The organism is Streptomyces sp. NPDC059788, assembly GCF_042732265.1.
Lineage (GTDB): Bacteria > Actinomycetota > Actinomycetes > Streptomycetales > Streptomycetaceae > Streptomyces.
Genome location: NZ_JBHWHY010000053.1, coordinates 1 through 17356 on the forward strand (window position 1 = coordinate 1; position 17356 = coordinate 17356).

16 protein-coding genes are annotated in these 17356 nt (G+C 69.1%); 7 read left to right on the forward strand and 9 right to left on the reverse strand.

From position 1 onward, the window contains the following. Positions 1–660 precede the first annotated feature (660 nt). Both ACFV57_RS34675 and ACFV57_RS34680 read left to right on the forward strand, forming a co-directional pair. Positions 661–3183: a Helicase associated domain protein gene (locus tag ACFV57_RS34675; RefSeq protein ID WP_385240442.1), complete on the forward strand. Its 2523-nt coding sequence runs from the start codon at positions 661–663 to the stop codon at positions 3181–3183. A gap of 283 nt (positions 3184–3466) precedes the next feature. Next, positions 3467–3712 (forward strand): hypothetical protein, encoded by a 246-nt coding sequence (locus tag ACFV57_RS34680; RefSeq protein WP_385240445.1) that lies wholly within the window; start codon positions 3467–3469, stop codon positions 3710–3712. 43 nt (positions 3713–3755) lie between these two features. Here ACFV57_RS34680 and ACFV57_RS34685 read toward each other — a convergent pair whose 3' ends face one another. The 5 genes from ACFV57_RS34685 to ACFV57_RS34705 all read right to left on the reverse strand — a co-directional run bounded on the left by ACFV57_RS34685 (position 3756) and on the right by ACFV57_RS34705 (position 9272). Next, positions 3756–4541, reverse strand: a complete 786-nt coding sequence (locus ACFV57_RS34685; RefSeq protein WP_385240448.1) for a 3'-5' exonuclease — start codon at positions 4539–4541, stop codon at positions 3756–3758. Next, positions 4528–5094 (reverse strand): hypothetical protein, encoded by a 567-nt coding sequence (locus tag ACFV57_RS34690; RefSeq protein WP_385240451.1) that lies wholly within the window; start codon positions 5092–5094, stop codon positions 4528–4530. The genes ACFV57_RS34685 and ACFV57_RS34690 overlap by 14 nt, the downstream gene beginning before the upstream one ends. 250 nt (positions 5095–5344) lie before the next feature. Continuing rightward, a complete protein-coding gene (locus ACFV57_RS34695; protein WP_385240454.1) occupies positions 5345–6202 on the reverse strand; it encodes a hypothetical protein in 858 nt (285 codons plus the stop codon). Then, entirely contained in the window at positions 6199–6996 is a 798-nt protein-coding gene (locus ACFV57_RS34700; protein WP_206508031.1) for a hypothetical protein, read from the reverse strand. Before ACFV57_RS34700 ends, ACFV57_RS34695 begins: the two co-directional genes overlap by 4 nt. 890 nt (positions 6997–7886) lie before the next feature. Then, complete coding sequence (locus tag ACFV57_RS34705) at positions 7887–9272, reverse strand: hypothetical protein (protein ID WP_385240456.1); 1386 nt, start codon at positions 9270–9272, stop codon at positions 7887–7889. A gap of 698 nt (positions 9273–9970) precedes the next feature. Here ACFV57_RS34705 and ACFV57_RS34710 point away from each other — a divergent pair. Next, a complete protein-coding gene (locus ACFV57_RS34710) occupies positions 9971–10414 on the forward strand; it encodes a hypothetical protein (protein ID WP_385240459.1) in 444 nt (147 codons plus the stop codon). A 19-nt stretch (positions 10415–10433) separates the two neighbouring features. Here the strand turns inward: ACFV57_RS34710 and ACFV57_RS34715 are convergent, their stop codons facing one another. The 3 genes from ACFV57_RS34715 to ACFV57_RS34725 form a co-directional block, all read right to left on the reverse strand. After that, positions 10434–10928 carry a DUF6233 domain-containing protein gene (locus ACFV57_RS34715; RefSeq protein ID WP_385240462.1) on the reverse strand — a complete coding sequence of 165 codons (495 nt, stop codon included), beginning with the start codon at positions 10926–10928 and terminating at the stop codon, positions 10434–10436. Between the two features lie 202 nt (positions 10929–11130). Then, on the reverse strand, positions 11131–11586 hold the full coding sequence (locus ACFV57_RS34720; protein WP_385240464.1) for a hypothetical protein: 456 nt from the start codon (positions 11584–11586) through the stop codon (positions 11131–11133). Between the two features lie 168 nt (positions 11587–11754). After that, the gene (locus ACFV57_RS34725; protein ID WP_385240467.1) at positions 11755–12648 is read right to left on the reverse strand and encodes a hypothetical protein; all 894 of its coding nucleotides are present in this window, start codon (positions 12646–12648) and stop codon (positions 11755–11757) included. Between the two features lie 807 nt (positions 12649–13455). Between ACFV57_RS34725 and ACFV57_RS34730 the strand changes: the two genes are divergently transcribed. The 3 genes from ACFV57_RS34730 (at position 13456) to ACFV57_RS34740 (ending at position 15471) form a co-directional block, all read left to right on the forward strand. Continuing rightward, positions 13456–13608 (forward strand): hypothetical protein, encoded by a 153-nt coding sequence (locus ACFV57_RS34730; RefSeq protein ID WP_385240469.1) that lies wholly within the window; start codon positions 13456–13458, stop codon positions 13606–13608. Between the two features lie 210 nt (positions 13609–13818). Beyond that, positions 13819–14892 (forward strand): helix-turn-helix domain-containing protein, encoded by a 1074-nt coding sequence (locus ACFV57_RS34735; RefSeq protein ID WP_385240472.1) that lies wholly within the window; start codon positions 13819–13821, stop codon positions 14890–14892. Between the two features lie 36 nt (positions 14893–14928). Continuing rightward, the gene (locus ACFV57_RS34740; RefSeq protein ID WP_385240475.1) at positions 14929–15471 is read left to right on the forward strand and encodes a hypothetical protein; all 543 of its coding nucleotides are present in this window, start codon (positions 14929–14931) and stop codon (positions 15469–15471) included. A 172-nt stretch (positions 15472–15643) separates the two neighbouring features. Here ACFV57_RS34740 and ACFV57_RS34745 read toward each other — a convergent pair whose 3' ends face one another. Further along, on the reverse strand, positions 15644–16300 hold the full coding sequence (locus ACFV57_RS34745) for a 2'-5' RNA ligase family protein (RefSeq protein ID WP_385240478.1): 657 nt from the start codon (positions 16298–16300) through the stop codon (positions 15644–15646). Between the two features lie 25 nt (positions 16301–16325). On the opposite strand from ACFV57_RS34745, the gene ACFV57_RS34750 reads away from it, so the two are divergent. After that, complete coding sequence (locus tag ACFV57_RS34750; RefSeq protein WP_385240481.1) at positions 16326–17282, forward strand: hypothetical protein; 957 nt, start codon at positions 16326–16328, stop codon at positions 17280–17282. Positions 17283–17356 lie beyond the last annotated feature (74 nt).

Below are 17356 nucleotides of genomic sequence, written 5' to 3' on the forward strand. Positions count from 1 at the left end.
CCCTTCGGGCTTCGCCCGAAGCAGCGAACCGGGTCGCTGCGCTCCCCGGCCGCTCCCGCTCCGCGTGAGCGGAGCGGCTCGCTTCGCGCACCGCCAGGCGGCACGCGCTGCGCGCGCACCGCCAACCGCAGGGCAGGCGCCTCGCGTTGCGAGGCGCGGCCGGCCTCCGGCCAGCCGGTGGCCTCCGCTGCGCTCCAGCCACCCCGCATCCCGCCACCTGACCCCGCCTCACCTCCCATACGGACAGGATGCGCCACGCTGCGCGCGGCCCACCCACGGGCCTGCGGCCCGCAGCTGGCTACAGGAAGGGGGAGGTGGCGGGGAGGCCGGAGGGTGAGGGGCTGAGTCGAGGGGTGGGGGCCCGAGTTGACCGGTCTTCAGGCCGCCTTGCCGGGTGACCATAAGGCAACGGTAACAGAATCCGGCCACGCTCAAAGGATTCTATCCGTTCCGAGTGCTTCACTTTGAATAGCCCGATAGACTATGGACTCAGATGGCACCACTACTAAGGGAGCTGGGACGGTTTCCGATCACGCTTCCGGTTACTGGCCCGAGGCTGTGACCCGGTCCCGGTGAAGTTCACCGTAGCCGATCGCAAGCCCTCTACATGTAGGTTTCCTGCTTCCTGCCCAGCAAGAGCCCAGGAGAAGGCAGACGGATATGTCGACCACAAGCCGAACCGATCAGCGTGAGGCGGCGCAGCAGGAAGCCGTTGACGCGGTTGTCCGTGCTCTCGAATTGCCTGCAAGGTCGCTTGCGCCCGAGAGGGGTCTCCGGACTCAGGTGATCATGGCGACGGGGTCCGGCAAGACCCGGGTCGCGGCCCGCAGCGCGGAGAAGCTCCGTGCGGGCCGTGTGCTGGTGCTCGTTCCCTCGCTGGATCTGCTCACCCAGACCGAGGCCGCGTGGCGCGTGGCCGGCCGTACGGGCCCGATGATCGGGGTCTCGTCCCTGCGGGGCGAGGACGTGCCCTTCCCCAACACCACGGACGTGGACGAGCTGGTCGACTGGGTGCGGCCGTTCGAGAAGGTCACCGTGTTCGCCACCTACGCCTCCCTGGGGCTGGGCACGCTGGAGCGCGCGCACAGGGCGGGCCTTCCTGGCTGGGATCTGATCGTGGTCGATGAGGCGCACCGGACCTCGGGGCGGCTGGGCAAGCCGTGGGCGGTCGTCCACGACAACACCCGTATCCCGTCCCTGCGCCGCCTCTACATGACCGCCACGCCCCGCCTGTGGCAGCTGGACGAGAACGCCGAGGGCGCACCAGGCGAGCTGGTGGCGAGCATGGAGGACGACCCGGACGGCCCGTTCGGCGCCCGCTGCTTCACGCTGACCCTCTCGGAGGCGATCGACCGGGGAATCTGTGCCCCCTACCAGGTGGTGTGCGTGGACATCACCGACACGCAGCTCCAGGCCGCGCAGCTCCTGGGCGCTGAGGGCCGCTCGGACGCGGTCCGCGGGGCCCGGCTCGCCGCCCTCCAGACCGCGCTGCTCAAGGCGTCCTCGGAGGAGAACTTCCGGCGCACGCTCGTCTTCCATCATGTGGTGAAGGAGGCCGAGGCGTTCGCGGCCGGCCTTCCGGACGTCGCCGCGCAGCTGCACGCCGCCGCCCCCGAGCTGTACCCGCGCACGATCTGGGCGGACTGGCTGTGCGGCGAGCACAAGCCGAACCACCGCCGGCGCCTGCTGGGCGAGTTCGACCGGGGCGTCGCCACGGACGGCACGGTCGTGGAAAAGTGCTTCCTGTGCTCGGTGAAGGTGCTGGGCGAGGGCGTCGACACCAAGAACTGCGACTCCGTGTACTGGGCTGACGTGCGTGGTTCGATGCCCGACCTCGTCCAGGTCGTGGGCCGCGCGCTGCGGATGCAGCCCGGTGAGGGCAAGGTCGCATCCCTCGTGGTGCCGGTCCTGCTCGGGCCGGGCGAGACGGTAGACAACATGCTCACCTCCCGGGCGTTCGGAGGGCTGGCGAAGCTGCTGGAGGCGCTCAGGGCGCACGACGCCCGGATGGTGGAACAACTCGCTGAGCAGCAGGCCCTCAGCGCCTACAAACCCGTCCAGAAGGCCGCGCAGGGTCAGGAGAGCCGGGGCGAGGGAAACGGGTCCGGCGGCCCGTCGGCGCTGGCTCGGCAGCTGCTGAAGTTCTCCGTGCCGCGCGACCCGGCACAGCTGGCCGCGTTCATCAACCTGCGCGTCCTCAACCCCGAGCACGAGCACTGGCGGCGCGGCATCGAGGCCGCCGTCATCTACAACCGCGAGCACGGCGACCTCAAGGTCCCGTTCACCTTCCGCGTGCCCGCCGTCGACGGCCAGGAGGCGGAAGCCGAGGGGTGGCCGGCCTCGCTCGCCAACTTCCCCCTCGGACAGTGGATCGCCGACAACCGGCGCTTCTACGCCCGCGGCAACATGGACGCTGACCGCATCGAGCAGCTGGAAAAGCTCGGCATGGTCTGGTCCCACTTCGACGTCGCGTGGCAAGAAGGCCTCGCGGCGGCGCGCGGCTGGGCCGAGCAGAACGGTCACCTGCTCGCCCCGCTGGACGCCACCTACCAGGGCTACCGGGTAGGCATCTGGCTGAAGAACGCGCGAGCCGCCGCCCGCAAGGCGGCAGAGATCGAGCAGCGGCGAGCCGAGGGCCTGACCGTGGAGTCCTCGACCGGAGCCATGCCGGCGGAGCGGCGCGAGCAGCTGGAAGACATCGACCCAGCCTGGTGCCCCGCCTGGCCGGTGGAGTGGCAGCGCGCCTTCCACCTCGTCCGCCTCCACCTGGAAGCCGGCCACCCGCTGCCCACCGAACCCGGCGACATCGTGCACCAGAGCGAGGACCTCGGCCGGTGGGTACGCTCAGTCCGGCACGGCTGGGACAACCTCACCACCGCACAGCAGTGGATGTGCGAACAGGTCCTCGGCATCACACCCGCGACCGAAGAGGAGAAGCCGCCCCCGCGCCGTACGCAAGCGGACAAGTGGGCGCTGAACTACGAGGCCGCCAAGCAGTTCTTCGAGCGCGAGGGACACCTGCGGGTGACGAGGAAGCACGTCGAACGGATCGTCGTCGGCGAGGACCAGGAGGAGCGGGAGCTCCGGCTCGGTGCATGGATCGGGAACCAGCGCAGCCGGGCGGCGACGCTGCCTCCGGAGCGGGTGGAGCTGCTGTCCACGATCGGGATGCGGTGGTCGTGATGGGCGTCGTGCACGCTGGACAGTCGCGTTCGAATTGTGTTCAGCCGACACGGGGCGGTACGCGTAGAGGGACTGGGTCCTCCTGCCCCTCCCATGCGACGTAGATCACTGAAGGGATCGGTACCTGCATGCTCCCGGCCATGAGGAAGTCGTGCAATTCTCCCGGGGCCAAGGTGAGGTCGCTTGGCCAGGGGTGGTGCAGTGCAGGAACCTCTTCAGTGAGTCGCACGCCTCTTGCGGTAGCTGTTCCGACGTTGATGATTTGCCACCTGGCCTTTGTCGCATGTTCGACACGCAACTCAACCCGCGGGCGGCTGGCTTCCCGCTCTGCCGCAAGACGATCGGCGTCCTGCTGTCGCTGATGAGCCAGCGCTTCTTCGGCAATTGCAGCGGACCGCTCGGCTGCGTCAGCCGACCGCTTCCCGTCGCCACGCGCCTTGAGGCTGATCACAAAGGCCCCTACCGACACCCCGAACGCCGCCCACCCGGCCACATCACCCCAGTCCATGCGCGGACTCTACGACACTGAACCTACTGAGCTGAGCGTCGACCTGTCGGAGGACCGAATACGTTCAGCGCATGTGTTCCATGGAGGTCAGCAGGCGTCGGCAGTTGTTGACGGCATCGTAGGTGCTGCCGAGGGGCTGGTATCGGTAGGAGCCGCGGCGAACGGACCACAGCCCTCTCCAGACTGCGTAGGGAGCCATGGCATCCGCCCATCTGCGGGGATAGAGCGTCATCCGGGTGGCACGTGCGGGCGGTGACAGTCGTTGGATCTCCCGTTCCAGTACTGCTCTGTCGAAGTCTGCGTTGTACGCGAGACAGGACCGGTTCGCCAAGAGGTGGGCGAGGTCGGGCAGAAGCGTGCTGAAGGTGGGAGCGGACGCCAGTCGGTTCTGTTCAAGACCATGGAGGGCTGTGGCTTCGGGCGTGATGGCGGCCAGAGGATTGACGAGCTCGTCGAAGAGGACGTTGCCGTCCCGGTCGGTGGCGCCGATTTGTACGGCCCAAGCCGTACCGAGCCCGGTGGTCTGAATGTCGAGGACGAGCAGGTTCGGATCGCTGAGGATGCCTCGCGCCCACCGCCGCACAAGCTCTCGGTCGGTTGCCCACCGGACGGGACGGCGCAGGGCGCGGACAGCATCGTCAAGGCTGTGGTGACACTCGTTAAGAGACTGGACGTGCCATCGGCCACCGACGTCGAACTGGCCGTGGACCGTGCCCAGGTAACGAGCTTCTTCGTAGGCGACCCAGGTCGGCTGCTCGGTATCGCTGGGGCGCACGAAGTAGACGGGAGCCGTGTCCACTGTGTGGGTGAAAAGGTGATGTTGAGGAATGGGAGGGTCAGGCGGCTGCATGGTCGGTGGTCTCGGGGATGAAGGGGGTAAGGGGGATGCCGTGCGCCATCCAGTTGTGGAAAGCCTCGGCGGTGTACGTCGTGCCGCTGCCCGAGAGCCGCCCGCCCTGCCTGGGGTGACACCGTTTGAGTTCCAAGATCAAGTGCCTTCCGCCTGCCTGGTGAGATTCGCCGAGGTCGAGGTAGACAGTGCGCTGGCAGGCGCCGATCGTCTCGCGGGGCATGCTCCAGGCGAAGTTGACGCGTGGTCTCCCCGGGTAGAAGCGCAGGCAGAGACGGCCTTTGCTGTGTGCATGGCAGGCGTAGAAGAGCCAAACCATGTTCCCGTAAACGCGTTCGCGGTGCTGGATGTCGTTCTCGGAGAGATGCCCGTACTGCAGCTCCACGATCACGCCGTGCGGATTCTGGCAGTCTCCCACCAGTTTGCCGCGGGGGACGAACTGGTTGCCCTCGGGCAGCTTGGCTCGCCAGCGCTGGTTCCACGGCCCCTCACCGTGCACACGGGAGGGGCCGAGGAGCGCCCCGCAATGGGGACACCGGTTAGAAGAGGTCATTACGTCGTCTTCAATGACGCATGCGTTGACCCTGCATAGAGGCGTTCACGCTGGGCGACAACGACTTGGGAAAGGGGGTTGGTTTGCACTTCGACGTATGTGCCGTCCGCAGTGCAGACGTCCAAGGTCAGGCCGCCGTACGGGGTGCCTTGCCGGTTTTCGGTGAGCCCTGAGCGTCGCAGCTTGCTCCAGGCGTTCTCCGAAGCGATGCGCGGCTTCCTACCGCGGGGAGGGATATCGGGAGAGAACATCACGCCGCCTTCAGTTGGGTGTCCATCCACTGCACTGCTTCGTCGGTCAGGCCCAGGTCATGTGGGGCTTTGCCAGCTGCGCGGAGGACTTCAGCGATGGTCCTCGCGTTGCGGTAGGTGTTGACCAGGTTTTCCAGCCCGGCGGCGTCTGCGGCCTCTGCGAGGTCGAGGTACTTGAGCTCGTCGTCGTTGCTCTCGATCTGCCTCTTCGTCGTCTTGGCGACACCGACCAGACGCCGGTTCTCCGTCTTGACCTCCTTGCGCCGGGTGGGGATGCTGGCCCGCCACTCGCTGTAGGCAATAAAGAAAAGCGTCCCCTGCTGCCCGATGCCCGTCTTCTGGTCTTTCCCTTCGTCCGTCCTCCCCCCGCCGCACCCTCCACCGATGTTGTTCGCGTCGTTGCCAGCCGATCCCCCCGGGCCTGTGCCCGTTCCGGCGTTGGCACCGCCGCCCTGACCTTCCTTGCCCTCGCCCGTCTGCTGCCCCGTATCGGTTCCGGGGGCTTCCGGTGGGTCTGTCTTGCCGGTGGTGGAGCCGTTAGGTGGTCCGGTCACGATGGCCGCCGAACGGGCTTCGTCGTATTTCGCGTACCGCTCCTCAAGGTATTTCGCAGCGGGGCTATTGGCCGCAATGAATTGGTCGGCGACGACGAAGGCGTGGGAGACGCCGTCGTGCAATGCAATGCGGATCAGCTCGCACCAGATTTTGCGGAACTCGTAGTGGCTGTCCCCGGCCTTGTCGTTGGCCTCGTCCCCCAGCTCGGCGAGCCATCGGGCCGTCTCGGGCGGGTACCGGTCGAAGAAGGAGGCGGCGTTGTCGCCCGTGTGACCGTTGTCTTCGCCATGGTCGTGATTCATGCGGTGGTGCTCTCCAGAAGGCGCAGGCCGGGCTTGCGCGAGTTGAGGATGGCCGCGGCCCACTGGGCCACGTCATCTGCGAGGTAGGTGATGAGTTTCAGGAGGTCGTCGTCGGCGTTCGCGGCGACCTTGTCGGCCGGATACCAGTCGGTGACGAAGGCGTTGATGCGGGAGATCGTCTTCGCGAAGTCCTCTCGCCATTCGGCCAGCCGCAGCTCGTCGCTGGGCCGGTTGCCTCCCATGACCTGGAGAAGTTCGCGGAAAACGGCCTCGCCGCGATCCGCGCCGGCCGAAGCGGAGGTGCCGTGCGTGGCGGCTTCCTGGGCTGCAGCTTCCATGAGTTCCGGGTCTTCGCGCAGGACAGCGCGGGCCAGGTCGGGGCGCTGCATCAGGTAGGCGGCGGCCACGGTCTTCGTGGCGTCCTCGTCGGCCTTCACGGCGTCGAGGACGGCGGTACGGACTTCGGGACGGCGCGCTTCGAAGTGCTGGACGGTCGTCGTGAGCGCCTTGTGCCCGACGCGTGCTCCGGGCTGGCGGCTGGGGCGGATGGCTTTGCGTACCGCCCTGAGGTAGTCGGTCTCGGTGACTTCCGTGATGTTGTTCTGCTCGGCCTGTGCCATCAGGTCCAGCAGAACGCCGACTTTGGCGTCGAACTCCGCCTGGTCGAAGACGCCCTGCACGCTGCTCAGGGAAACCTGGTGGACGAGGGTGAACGATGCGAACACCGAGGCGTCGAAGACCGGCGGGCGCCGTTCGGGCCGCCACCGGTGCGCGACCATCCGCCATCTGCGCAAGGTGTCAGGGGCCTTGCGGAGCCGGCCTGCGAGCTCCTCTAGCTGGGATTCGGTTCCGTAACGGGAGTGGGGTTTGGGTTCGGGCCCGTATTTACCCAAGAGCCAGTCGCCGACGGCAATGCGCGCATCCCGCGACTCACGGCCCGTGGCCGCGGTGACCGAGATGACCTGTTCGATCTCCTCGAACTCCGCCGTGGTGCAGCCGGTCCCGTCTGCAGCACGGGGTTCAGTCCAGTACGGCGTAGACGTCCTTGACATCCTCTGCCCTCCGGGCGCATGGGCCGTTCCCGTCGAACGACCAGACACGGAGAGTAGCCAGAACCCGCATACCGGACACACTGGCTGAATTCACCAGGCCGCGTTCACTGCATCAGGCATGCCCAGGAGCCGCGCGGGACGGGACGTTCCTGCACCTGCCAGGCGGCATCATGCGTCCACCGACCGAAATCCACTCTTCCGGGTGAGCGGAAAGCCTCTACGACTGTTTACCGAACTCTCCTGCGCTGCGGGCGTCATCGCAGGCCGCAGCCCACAGCCAGCGGGCATCGGCCTCGCGCTCCGCCTCCGTCACGGCTTCGGCGTTCGCCGCGGCATGCCCCCACAAGATCCGTTCCCGCCCTGAACAGCGCGCCTCCGCCTCCCGCGACCGAGCGGCCAGTCGCTCGGCCTCGGCACGCACACGGAGCAGCGGCGGAGTTACTGCTGAACGAGAACAACTGAGTGTCATGGCACCACACTGCACATCTGAAAGCCCCACAGGATCCCGGCAGAGCCGGTGTGACGCCGATCGCCGACACGGAGGTGCTTCCGCCGGTGCAGACGGATCCCGGGTCGGCGTGGCAGGCATGCGCCCCGTGCTGGTGATCAGGCCATGGCAGCGGGGGAGGCGGCTAGGCATGGATACCGGGTGACCGGTTCAAAAGGGTGCGGAAGAAGTCGGCGACGACAGATGGGGCGCGCTCACCACACAGTTCGTCGTGGCCAAACCGGAACACTTCGTACCCGCGGAACTTCAGATCGCGGTCACCAGCCATGGTTGCGGCGTACTTCGCGCTGTCGGGCTCGGTTCTGCCGTTGCGGGTGCGGGTGAAGTGCTGCTTGCCGTCGACTTCGAGCACCACCCGCCGGCTTCCCGGCAGCAGCATGAGGAAGTCCATGCGCAGGTTCTGCAGGGCTCGTTCGCCGCGTTTGCGGACGGTCACGGGATCCCAGTGCAGCCATATCTCCGGAAGGAGAGCGGGGAGATCGTGCAGGTGGTCCTTGTAGAGGTGGTGGTAGAGCCAGAACAGGTTCCTTTGCCCCTCGGATTCGCGGGGAAGGGATTTCTGCATGCGGTCGTAGAGAGCCAGGCCGGCGCTCTCCGGGTCGGTGGCTTCGTGGGTCTCCTGCCACCAGGCCAGCAGGTCGCGCCAGAGCAGCCCGTCATTGCTGATCGGCCGGTCGTAGACCAGGACCTGGTCGGCGCGTTCGGCGATCTCGATGTCGTTGTCGAGAGCGCTGGTGAAGCGGATGTCGGGCTTGCCCAAGGTGGCGAAGATCAGGTTGCGCGGCCGGCGGGCGGTGCCGTAGCCCGGCCGGACGAGCTGGAACAGGGGGTAGCCGTCCTCTTCCCCTTCCTGGCGCAGCCGTGCACCCAGTGGTTGCAGGTGGCGGTTGGCCAGTTCGACGAAGTGCCGCTGTGCTTCCTCGTCCGGAAGGACGGCCGGGGAGGCCAGGCCCTCAAGGAAGTACCCGAAGCGGGGGTGCGTGGCTTCGAACGCCTCCAGCTTGTCGAAGAGCTCCTCGGTCGACCAGTCGCGGAACCTGATCACATGGCGCTCGATCTGGCCGCACAGGCTGCGGGCGGGATCCCCCCACCCGCCGAGGTCGCCGTCCAGGTCCCACAGATGTTGCAGGAGGGCGAGAAAGCGGTCCGGGTAGCCGAGGTGGTCGGCCAGGTCGAAGTCCTTGGCCAGCTCGCGCCGCGTACGCCCGGGTATCTCCACGTAGGGGCGGCCGAGCCACAGCACGTCCTGCAGCTCATTGCGTTCCCGTGCGCGCAGCGGCTCTGTGCCGAGAACCGCTTCAGCAACATCCTCCAGGCGGTCATCCGGACACGCTTGCAGGCTGGCCGCCAGGCGCTGGTGCTTCGTGTGCCCGTCTTCGGGAGGGGGCGCCGGAAGGCACAGACGATCGCACAGCTCCGGCAGATCCCGGTGACCGTACCGCTGGTACAGGTCGACCAACACGCCCTCGATCAGATTCCGCAACCGCGGCAGGTCCGTCCGCTCAGCCATCTCACGATGATGCGGCAGGCCAGGCGGCGATTCCAGTGATGCAACCCGGCAGGCATGGCCGCCCCTCCTCGCAGCCCCAGAGCGGCGCTCCGGTTCCGGGGATACGTCCGACGCCGCAGCCGACTACGGCATTCGCAGCGGCTGGTCGAACGGCTCGTCCTCCCAGTAGGTACGCACGTTGCGGCACCTGGGCCGGGTACACATCCAAAACCCGTCCGGCACCCGCCCTGTCACCTCCCGCAACCACCGCCGCTGCTCGCGGCTGTCCAATGCGACGTGCTGCTCACGCGACCGGCAGGTCGCGCAATACAGCTCCCTCAAGTCCTTGGCCATACCCCCACCGTCCCCGGCACGCCTGGTTCCGGGAAGATGCGCACGCGCCACCCTGCCCGGCACGGAGCCCCCACCGCCGCACCACTGGCCCCGGCGACGCGGGTGATTGCCCAGGTGGCCCGTGGGTCTGATGTGCCACCGGTTCGGGACGTGCCCGACGGACCGGAAACGCGAGAGCCAGCCGCCGGCCTTCTGCTCCGGCAGGGCCGGCCCCTCCTGTTCTTGGCGCTCGTCCTCGGCCTGCCGGCCGGCGGACCGCGGTGGTGGTGAGAGGGAATTTCTCCGGTCTCTGTCCACAGGCCAGCCAACCGAGCATGCGGGAATGACGCCGTGAGTGGCACGGCGGCCATCGTGAGGAGAGCTTGATGCCGTATCTGATCCCGTCCCGTACACCGCTGACGCCCCAGCAGGTGGAGCGGGGCTTCGACTACCTCCTGGCGCTGCAGACCGGTGGCGGCGCCGCGGTCGCCGGGCGGGCGGAAGCAGATCCGGAGCTGCCGTTCGTCCTGCTGCGGCTGGCCGAGGACATCATCTGGCCCGCCACGGCCGTGAACGGGGAGGCCGCCCCGTGCGCGGATTCCTTCGCACTGGACGAGGCTGGATGCGTGCTGCTGTCCGCGCTGCGGGACTGGGCACGGGACTCCCCCACCACGGCGGCGCCGGGCATCGCCCGCAGCCTCATCAGGTTCACGGTGAATGTCCTCCCCGACCCTGGCCATCCGGACACCGCCGGCACGCTGGAGGCGATGCGCGACGAGCGCCTGGTGCTGGCGCACGCGGTGTACTCCGCGCCCGGTGCGCACCGGTAGCCAGCGGCTCACCCGGCTGTCAGAACGAGTCGTCCGGAGGCGGAGGCAGCGTACGCAGCACCGCCTCCGGGCGGCAGATCGCGCACGTGGTGGCCACCTCCGGGCCCTGGGCCAGGAGCCGGAGGGCGTCGGCGTCGGTGGCCAGGCTGCCGCCTTCGGACCCGGCGGCGCAGTCCAGGCGGTGCACCAGGCGGCGCCCGTCCCGCGTCACGTCGACGCGCCAGCGGGTGCGCTTCTCCGGCGGCGGAGGATCAAGGACGGTGTAGTCCTGGCCCTCGATCGGCCGCACGATGCCGTACGGGGCGCTGAATGCCACGACATGCGGCTGCTGGATGGGTCCGCGCGGGGTGTCCACCCGTCCGGGCAGCGTGAGTTCGCAGTCGTACCACCAAGTACCCGAGCGATCGCGGCGGCGCCGGGTGACCACCGCCCGGATCGTCTGCCCGTCCGGCAGCGCCACTTCCACCAGCGGGCCGTCACCCCAGTGGGCCGCCGCCTCTTCGTACACCTGCACCCCCTGACCCTAGAACGCCCGCCCAACTGCCGCGCGGTTCGCCCCTTCACGGCCGGGATCACCCATGTGTAGCGGCACAGGCGGCGGGGCAGGGCCGGCCCTCCTGTTGCTGGAGAAGACGGACGAGGCGCGGCAGCCCCGGACCGACCACGCCCATCTGCCAACGACGCGTCGGCTCCCGCATGGTCTGGTTCTGCTGTCCTCAGCAGGCGGCGGGTGCCGGCAGGTCGGCTTCGACCGCGCGCAGACCGCGGTCCCACTGCTCAAGGACGTCACGCAGCCGCGTGGCCAATGCTCCGCTGCAGCGCGGCCGCCCGGCCACGCTGCGCACGTACGTCTCGGCTCCCTGGAGCATCCCTGAACGGGGGTACTTCAGCACCATCGCCCGGTGGGTGCCGTAGGGGCCGACGTGGCTCCAGGCGTCGAAGTCGCTGCTGTCGGTGGTGGCGGGGATGTGCCCGTCCACGTAGCCGCCGCCTGGCTTCTCGCACGACCAGGGTGTCTCCAGGGCGCACCTGTCGCAGGCGAGCAGGCCGCGCATGGCCGGGTAGCGGCGCTGCCATTCCCTGTCCAGGGTGTGGATGTCCTGGGCGGGTGGGATGTTCTTGCGGCACAGGCAGCACGTGATCCGGAAGGGTGCAGTGGTCGAACGGGGCATGAGGGCTCCGGGTGTCGGCGAGGTGGGGTGCCGACGCTGGCACACCGCTCGTCATCGGCCCGGCACGATCGGGGGCGACACCAGCGGGATCACTCGCACGAGCGTCTGGGTACCGGGCGGCTCGTCGTACGGCTGACGCGTGCCGGGCAGCGTGGTGGTGCGGCACGTTCAGTGCGGGCCGTGTCCGAGATCGTGCAGCAGAGCCTGGCGTTCGGCGTGCTCGCGGGCCAGGACCGCGTCCAGGGCGTCCGGGTCGCGGTGGCGGCTGATCGCCGTGTGCACGATGCCGGCCAGGGCGGCGGGGCTGAGTGCCTCTGCCTGGGTGGTAGACGTGCCGGCGAACGAACGCCGGTCGGTGGCCTTGACGGGGGCGGTGGGCAGACCGAGCTCGGTGACCTGGTCTTCGGTGACGGCCAGGCGCTCGAAGGTGAAGGGGATGCCGGGGGCGTCGGTGGCGGCGAAGGCGGTGATGTCCTCGGCGAGCGCGGTGAACAGGTGCAGGCCCGAGGGGTCCCAGTCGCTGATCACCATGATGTGCACCGCGGCGTGCCCGCCTTCGGCGGCGCGGCGGGCGGCGCCGCGTTTGCCGGGCAGGCTGTTGTAGCCGGAGCCCGAGTAGCACGGCACACCGAACGGTTCGGCGACGGCCGCCAGCTGCGGCACCATGCCCGCGGTCTCGCAGAACAGCTCGATGCGGGCTGGCTGGCCCGCCTGGCGGTCCAGCCGGTAGGCGCGGGCCGCCTCGAGCTGCGCCTGCTGGAAGTCGGTGACGCCGGTGAAGGCGACCGGCTCGGCGGCGGTCTCGGTGTCGTCGCGGATCGCTTCCCAGGGGATCCGGCCGGAGCGGCGGGCCATGCCGCACAGCTCGACCAGCCGCTTGTAGGTGCGCTCCTGCTTGGCCAGGACGTCGTCCGAGACAAGCGCGTACCAGATCTGGCGGATCGTGAGCGGCAGCTGGGCGGCGTAGCGGGCGAGCACCCGCTCCACCGCCGTCAGCAGCTGAACTGTGTGCGCGCGGGGCTTCCAACCCGGCTGGTATCCGCGCGGTCGCTTGTCCGGCATCGGCCCTCCCCGGGCAAGGACGCCAAGACGTCCCTTCTCCCCGGCCTTCAGGATCCCGTGCTGCGGTCCGCCGTCAACAGCCGCGGCCTACACCTGCCGGTCAGCCACCGCAGGTCGCCGGCAGCGGCGCTGTGCATGACAGCCCGGACATCTGGGCATGATCGGCGCGGCTCGTTCCTCGGGGAAGAAGAACGAGACACCGGCGGGAACGGGTCGGCGGCGGCCAGACGCCGGTGACGAACCGGCCCGGCCCGCCCCTGCGGACCCGCCGAAAGCACCGTCGCCCGGGCGCGGTGCGGGCTTGATGTCGGCGGCCGCCGTTGGTCAGGCCCCGCCGCCGTCGTAGCGCGGGCGAGGGGGCGCAGGCGCCGAAGGGTGTGGCGGGCTCCGTCGGGTGTGCGCGGGCGCATTGTAGGGGCTGGGCCTTCTTTGCGGACGTTTATAGGAACTTTCGCGCGGGGGCGTTAAGGCGTGCTGGACAATGAGGCTGCCGGGTGTCTGTTACGCCTCTGCGCATTGCTTTCGTGTATTCATTTGAGAGGCTTTTCGTCTTTCGTGACGACGATGTCGCTCTCTGTACACGCGGCGGGCTAGGGTCTGGCATGCGGGAGGGCCCTGAGTGGCCGTCAAACCTTTCTCAGGGCCCTGCCGTCGAAGTGCGAGTACAAGGTGAAAGAAATGGTGCTCATGTCTCCTGCCCCGCGTGCCGCCGGCTGCTTGCTTGAAGCATTGACCAGCGGATTCGACCGTAGCATGCCGCCTGTTTGGGGGCGGCAAACCTTCCGCGTTGTCGACACGGCTGTCAACATGCCCGTGGCGGTCTTCGTCGTCGTCCTGGCGCTGGGTGTCGTGCTCGTCCACGGCCCCCAGGCCGCCGGCCCCCTGGGCGTTGTACTGGCGCCGGCACTCCTGGCCGCGCGCTGTCCCCTGCTCCGGCACCGGGTTATCCGCTTCGAGTAGCGGAAACCCGGTGGTGCGGTCCCGGCTGAGACCGGGCCGCACCGTTTTCGCTCTGCTGTTTCACTGGTCGAACGGCACTCGGATGCCCCTCATTCGTGTCGCCGGATTCCTGTGAAGCCGCTGCCCTGCGCTGCATGAAATCTGCGACCAGACAGACGCGTGTTCGCGCAATGCCCTGATCGAATACGACCGAAAACGGGAAAGCCGAGGATGACGAACGAACCGTCCTTGCTCATCTGCGACCATTGCCACCGGCATTTTCAGCGCCCGCGCTCCACCGGACGCATGCCGCGCTACTGCGGCCCCCGATGCCGCAGCGCCTCCTACCGGGGCCGGACCCCCACCCCGCCCCCGGCGCGCACGTACGACGAGGACGCCGCCCGCATCACCAAGGCCCTGCTCACCAAGGCCCAGGCCCTCGAGCACCGCGCCAACCAGCCCGTGCCCGCCTACCCGCTGGAGACCATCCAGTACTGCGTCGCCCTGCGGCGCGATCTGGAGGAGGGCCTGGCCGTCCTGATCCGCCAGTCCCTGCAGAACGGCGCGACCTGGGGCGCCCTCGGCAAGACGCTGAACCTGACGCCCAACACCCTCAAGAGCCGCTACTCCGCGCCGCAGGTCGACAAGCTGCTGCGCGACCGGGCCGACCGCCGACCGCCGGCGATGCCCGCCCTCCCCGCCCAGTACACCCCCGAGGACGGCCATCTGAGCGCGGTGACCCGCTCGCTGCCCGGCCGTCCCGGCGACGCGCTCGCCCGCGCCCTGTCCCACCTGCACAAGGTCTCCGGCCACAGTGTCCGCGCCCTCGCCCCGGCCACCGGCGTCTCCCCCTCCTTCATCTACCGGATCATGGCCGGGCAGCGCACGCCGAAGTGGCCGGTCGTCCTGTGGTTCGCGCGCGCCTGCGACACCGACCCCGAAGACCTGTGCCTGCTGTGGAACAAGGCCCAGGGGCTGGCCTCGGCCCCGGCCGGCACCTACGACGACGCCATCCGCCAGGTGCAGGCCGCACTGCGCGGACTGCACCTGGCCGCCGCCCGGCCCCCGCTCGACACCCTGCCCGACCGCCCCGGAGCCGCCGGCCTGACCGAACGCACCGCCCGCGCCCTGCTGGGCCAGGCAGAACTTCATCCCGGTGACCTGACCTGGCCGGCCGTGCGCGCGTTCGTCGCAGCCGTCCGGGGCGACGAAGACGACATCGAACCGCTGTGGACGCGCGTCCAGGCGCTGCACCCGCCTCCCGGCCCCGACGGGCCCTGCCTGCCCGCGCAGTCCTTCGGCTAACCCGCCCAGCCTGCCACCGCTCCACACGGGGGACCCATGCCCAGCCCGCCCGCCCTCACCGCACCCGCCGGCTCAACGATCACCGTACGGCTGCCCGCCGACTTCACCGCCTTCTGCCAGCTCCACCACCCCACCTACCTGCACTACACCCACCTGCGCGTGACCCACGCACCGCAGGCCGAACGCCTCGTCGAAGCCGCCCTCGGCGACCTCGCCACCATCTGGCCCCAGGCACTGGCCAGCCCCAACACCCCCGCCACCGCCTGGCACCTGCTGACCACACGCATCAACTGGTTCCAACGCACCACCCCCGCCCCCCGCTCCGACCCCCTGCACACCCTCCTGCCCCACCCCGAAGCCGACGCCGCCCTCCTGTGCGGCATCATCGGCCTCACCCCCACCCACAGCGCCGACATCACCGGCAGCACCCCCACCACCATCACCGGCCTGCTGACCGCCTTCCACCGCCGCCTGACCACCCCCACCGGCACACAACTCCGCGCCCGCTGGCACCACCTGAACACCCAGCCCCTCCGGGGACACACTGGCGATCAAGAACGCGTACCGCGCGAGCGGTAGGCCGGAACTCGATACGGGACACTGGTGCAGTGACCAGCCCTCCTGCACCCCGCGCCCTCGGCCGGGGCGGGCGAGCCGGTGGCGCAGCGCACGTCTCTCAGGCCGATGTGCCACCGCAGACCACTCCGCCGCAGCACAGTGACCGAGGCATACCGCCTTGCTGCGGCTGCCCTCAAGCCCCGCCCAGTGACGCGTTCGCGATGTGCTGCCAGGTGATGTGACGACGGTCGTGGGACTGCGCGACGAGCGAAATCTTCTCCGCGCGCACCACGACCGGTTCGCCAGGGTGATCAGACATCAGGCGCTTCATCGTCTGCCGGTTGGCCCGCTCGGGGCCGGCCACCCCGTACGCCAGAGAGCTGTGCGGGTAATAGCCGGAAGGGGTGGTCGGGAAGCGGCTGCCGGTCACTTCGGCGTCGATCCTGGTGGTCAGCTCCCACAAGCGCCGGGCCGGGGCGCCGGGACGGGCGGTGCATTCCACCGCGACGCGGCCGATCGCCGGGCGGTCGAAGACCAGGTCGAAGGGTGCGATGGTGGCGCACTCGGCGCGCACGCGCTCCAGGATGGTGTCGATCTCGCCCGGCTTGTACTCCTCCATGGGGCCGCCGTGCATGACGGTGGTGTGCACCCAGCGGGCGTCGACCGGGGCGAGCCCGGGCTGGTGCAGGATCTCCCGGTACGGGGCGACCAGCTTCTCCTCGATCACCTCGGGGGCGAACAGGATGTGCCAGTGCAGGTCCGCCCGTCCCGCAGGCCAGGCAGTCGCCCGGGTCTCGACCTCCGCATAGAAACCCTCCATCAGCTGCCCCATCAGATCGCCGTGCTGCAAACGGCAGATCATCTTGCCACCAGGGGTGCAGGATGAGGGCATGTCTGACGTCCCGACGGCGGAGCCCGCCGCCCAGAGCGCATACGACCTCGACCTGGAGATGAGCCTGCTCCTATTCTCGTCAGCCCCAGACCGCTGGGTCACCGCAGTGCACGAAGCGGCCCGCATCCTCATCAATCGGCCGTGGGTGCGCGGCGGCCGGGCAGGCGACGAACTGTGCACGCTGGCGCTGCTCCTCTTCGCCCGCACCTACACCGGAGAGCGGCAGCCTCATGATGTGCCCACCGCCGAGCTGCATGACGCCCTCGCCGGGCCCGCCGACCGAGAGCCTCAGATCATCGACGAGATCGAGCTGGCCCTGAACGCAACCGGGCAGAGCTACGATCCCACGTCGCTGTATGCCCCTCCGCTGTGGCGGATCTTCAACACCATCCGCAGCCAGTACGGCGGCCGCCTCGGCAGTTCGCTGGCCGACGACATCGAACCGCCCGCCCCGAGCCCCTCCCCCATGCGCGGCGCCGTCCAACGGCTCACCGAGTTGCTCACCGGCTGCTCCGACCAGGAACGCCGGCAGGCCACCGCACCGGAAGTCCAGGCCGGCTCCCTCACCATCGAAGCCGACCGCATCCGAATCGTGACCGCCAACAGCCTCGTGCGGCTCTGCTGCCCAGACGACCACCCGGCTCGCGTGGTGCGCGCCGACGGGCCCTCAGCCATCCGCGAATGCGCGCAGGGGCACGTTTCGGAGCACTGGCAGCTCGACCCCGCTCACCTGCGTGTGGCTGCCGCCCGGGCCACCGGCGTACGCCCCTCGTCCCAGGGTGTCCACCAGGCTCAGGACCTCATGATCGTGGCAGCGGATATGCCTCGGCACAGCGACCCGAACGAGATCAACGCGTTCCTCCGGCAGCCGGAATACCCGATCGTCGGTCGCGACGACATCATCGAACAAGTGCGCCGGAAGGTCGACGGCGCGGACTGACTGCCACCGGCCACCTGGCCGGGAGTCTGGCGGCAACCCTCGAGGCAGCCTCGCGGATGGCCACCTGGCCAGGT

Bases quoted from the DNA above. Each gene is read 5' to 3' on its own strand.
- ACFV57_RS34675 (WP_385240442.1), top strand. From the start codon at position 661: ATGTCGACCACAAGCCGAACCGATCAGCGTGAGGCGGCGCAGCAGGAA.
- ACFV57_RS34680 (WP_385240445.1), top strand. From the start codon at position 3,467: ATGTTCGACACGCAACTCAACCCGCGGGCGGCTGGCTTCCCGCTCTGC.
- ACFV57_RS34685 (WP_385240448.1), bottom strand. From the start codon at position 4,541: ATGCAGCCGCCTGACCCTCCCATTCCTCAACATCACCTTTTCACCCAC.
- ACFV57_RS34690 (WP_385240451.1), bottom strand. From the start codon at position 5,094: ATGACCTCTTCTAACCGGTGTCCCCATTGCGGGGCGCTCCTCGGCCCC.
- ACFV57_RS34695 (WP_385240454.1), bottom strand. From the start codon at position 6,202: ATGAATCACGACCATGGCGAAGACAACGGTCACACGGGCGACAACGCC.
- ACFV57_RS34705 (WP_385240456.1), bottom strand. From the start codon at position 9,272: ATGGCTGAGCGGACGGACCTGCCGCGGTTGCGGAATCTGATCGAGGGC.
- ACFV57_RS34710 (WP_385240459.1), top strand. From the start codon at position 9,971: ATGCCGTATCTGATCCCGTCCCGTACACCGCTGACGCCCCAGCAGGTG.
- ACFV57_RS34720 (WP_385240464.1), bottom strand. From the start codon at position 11,586: ATGCCCCGTTCGACCACTGCACCCTTCCGGATCACGTGCTGCCTGTGC.
- ACFV57_RS34725 (WP_385240467.1), bottom strand. From the start codon at position 12,648: ATGCCGGACAAGCGACCGCGCGGATACCAGCCGGGTTGGAAGCCCCGC.
- ACFV57_RS34730 (WP_385240469.1), top strand. From the start codon at position 13,456: ATGCCCGTGGCGGTCTTCGTCGTCGTCCTGGCGCTGGGTGTCGTGCTC.
- ACFV57_RS34735 (WP_385240472.1), top strand. From the start codon at position 13,819: ATGACGAACGAACCGTCCTTGCTCATCTGCGACCATTGCCACCGGCAT.
- ACFV57_RS34740 (WP_385240475.1), top strand. From the start codon at position 14,929: ATGCCCAGCCCGCCCGCCCTCACCGCACCCGCCGGCTCAACGATCACC.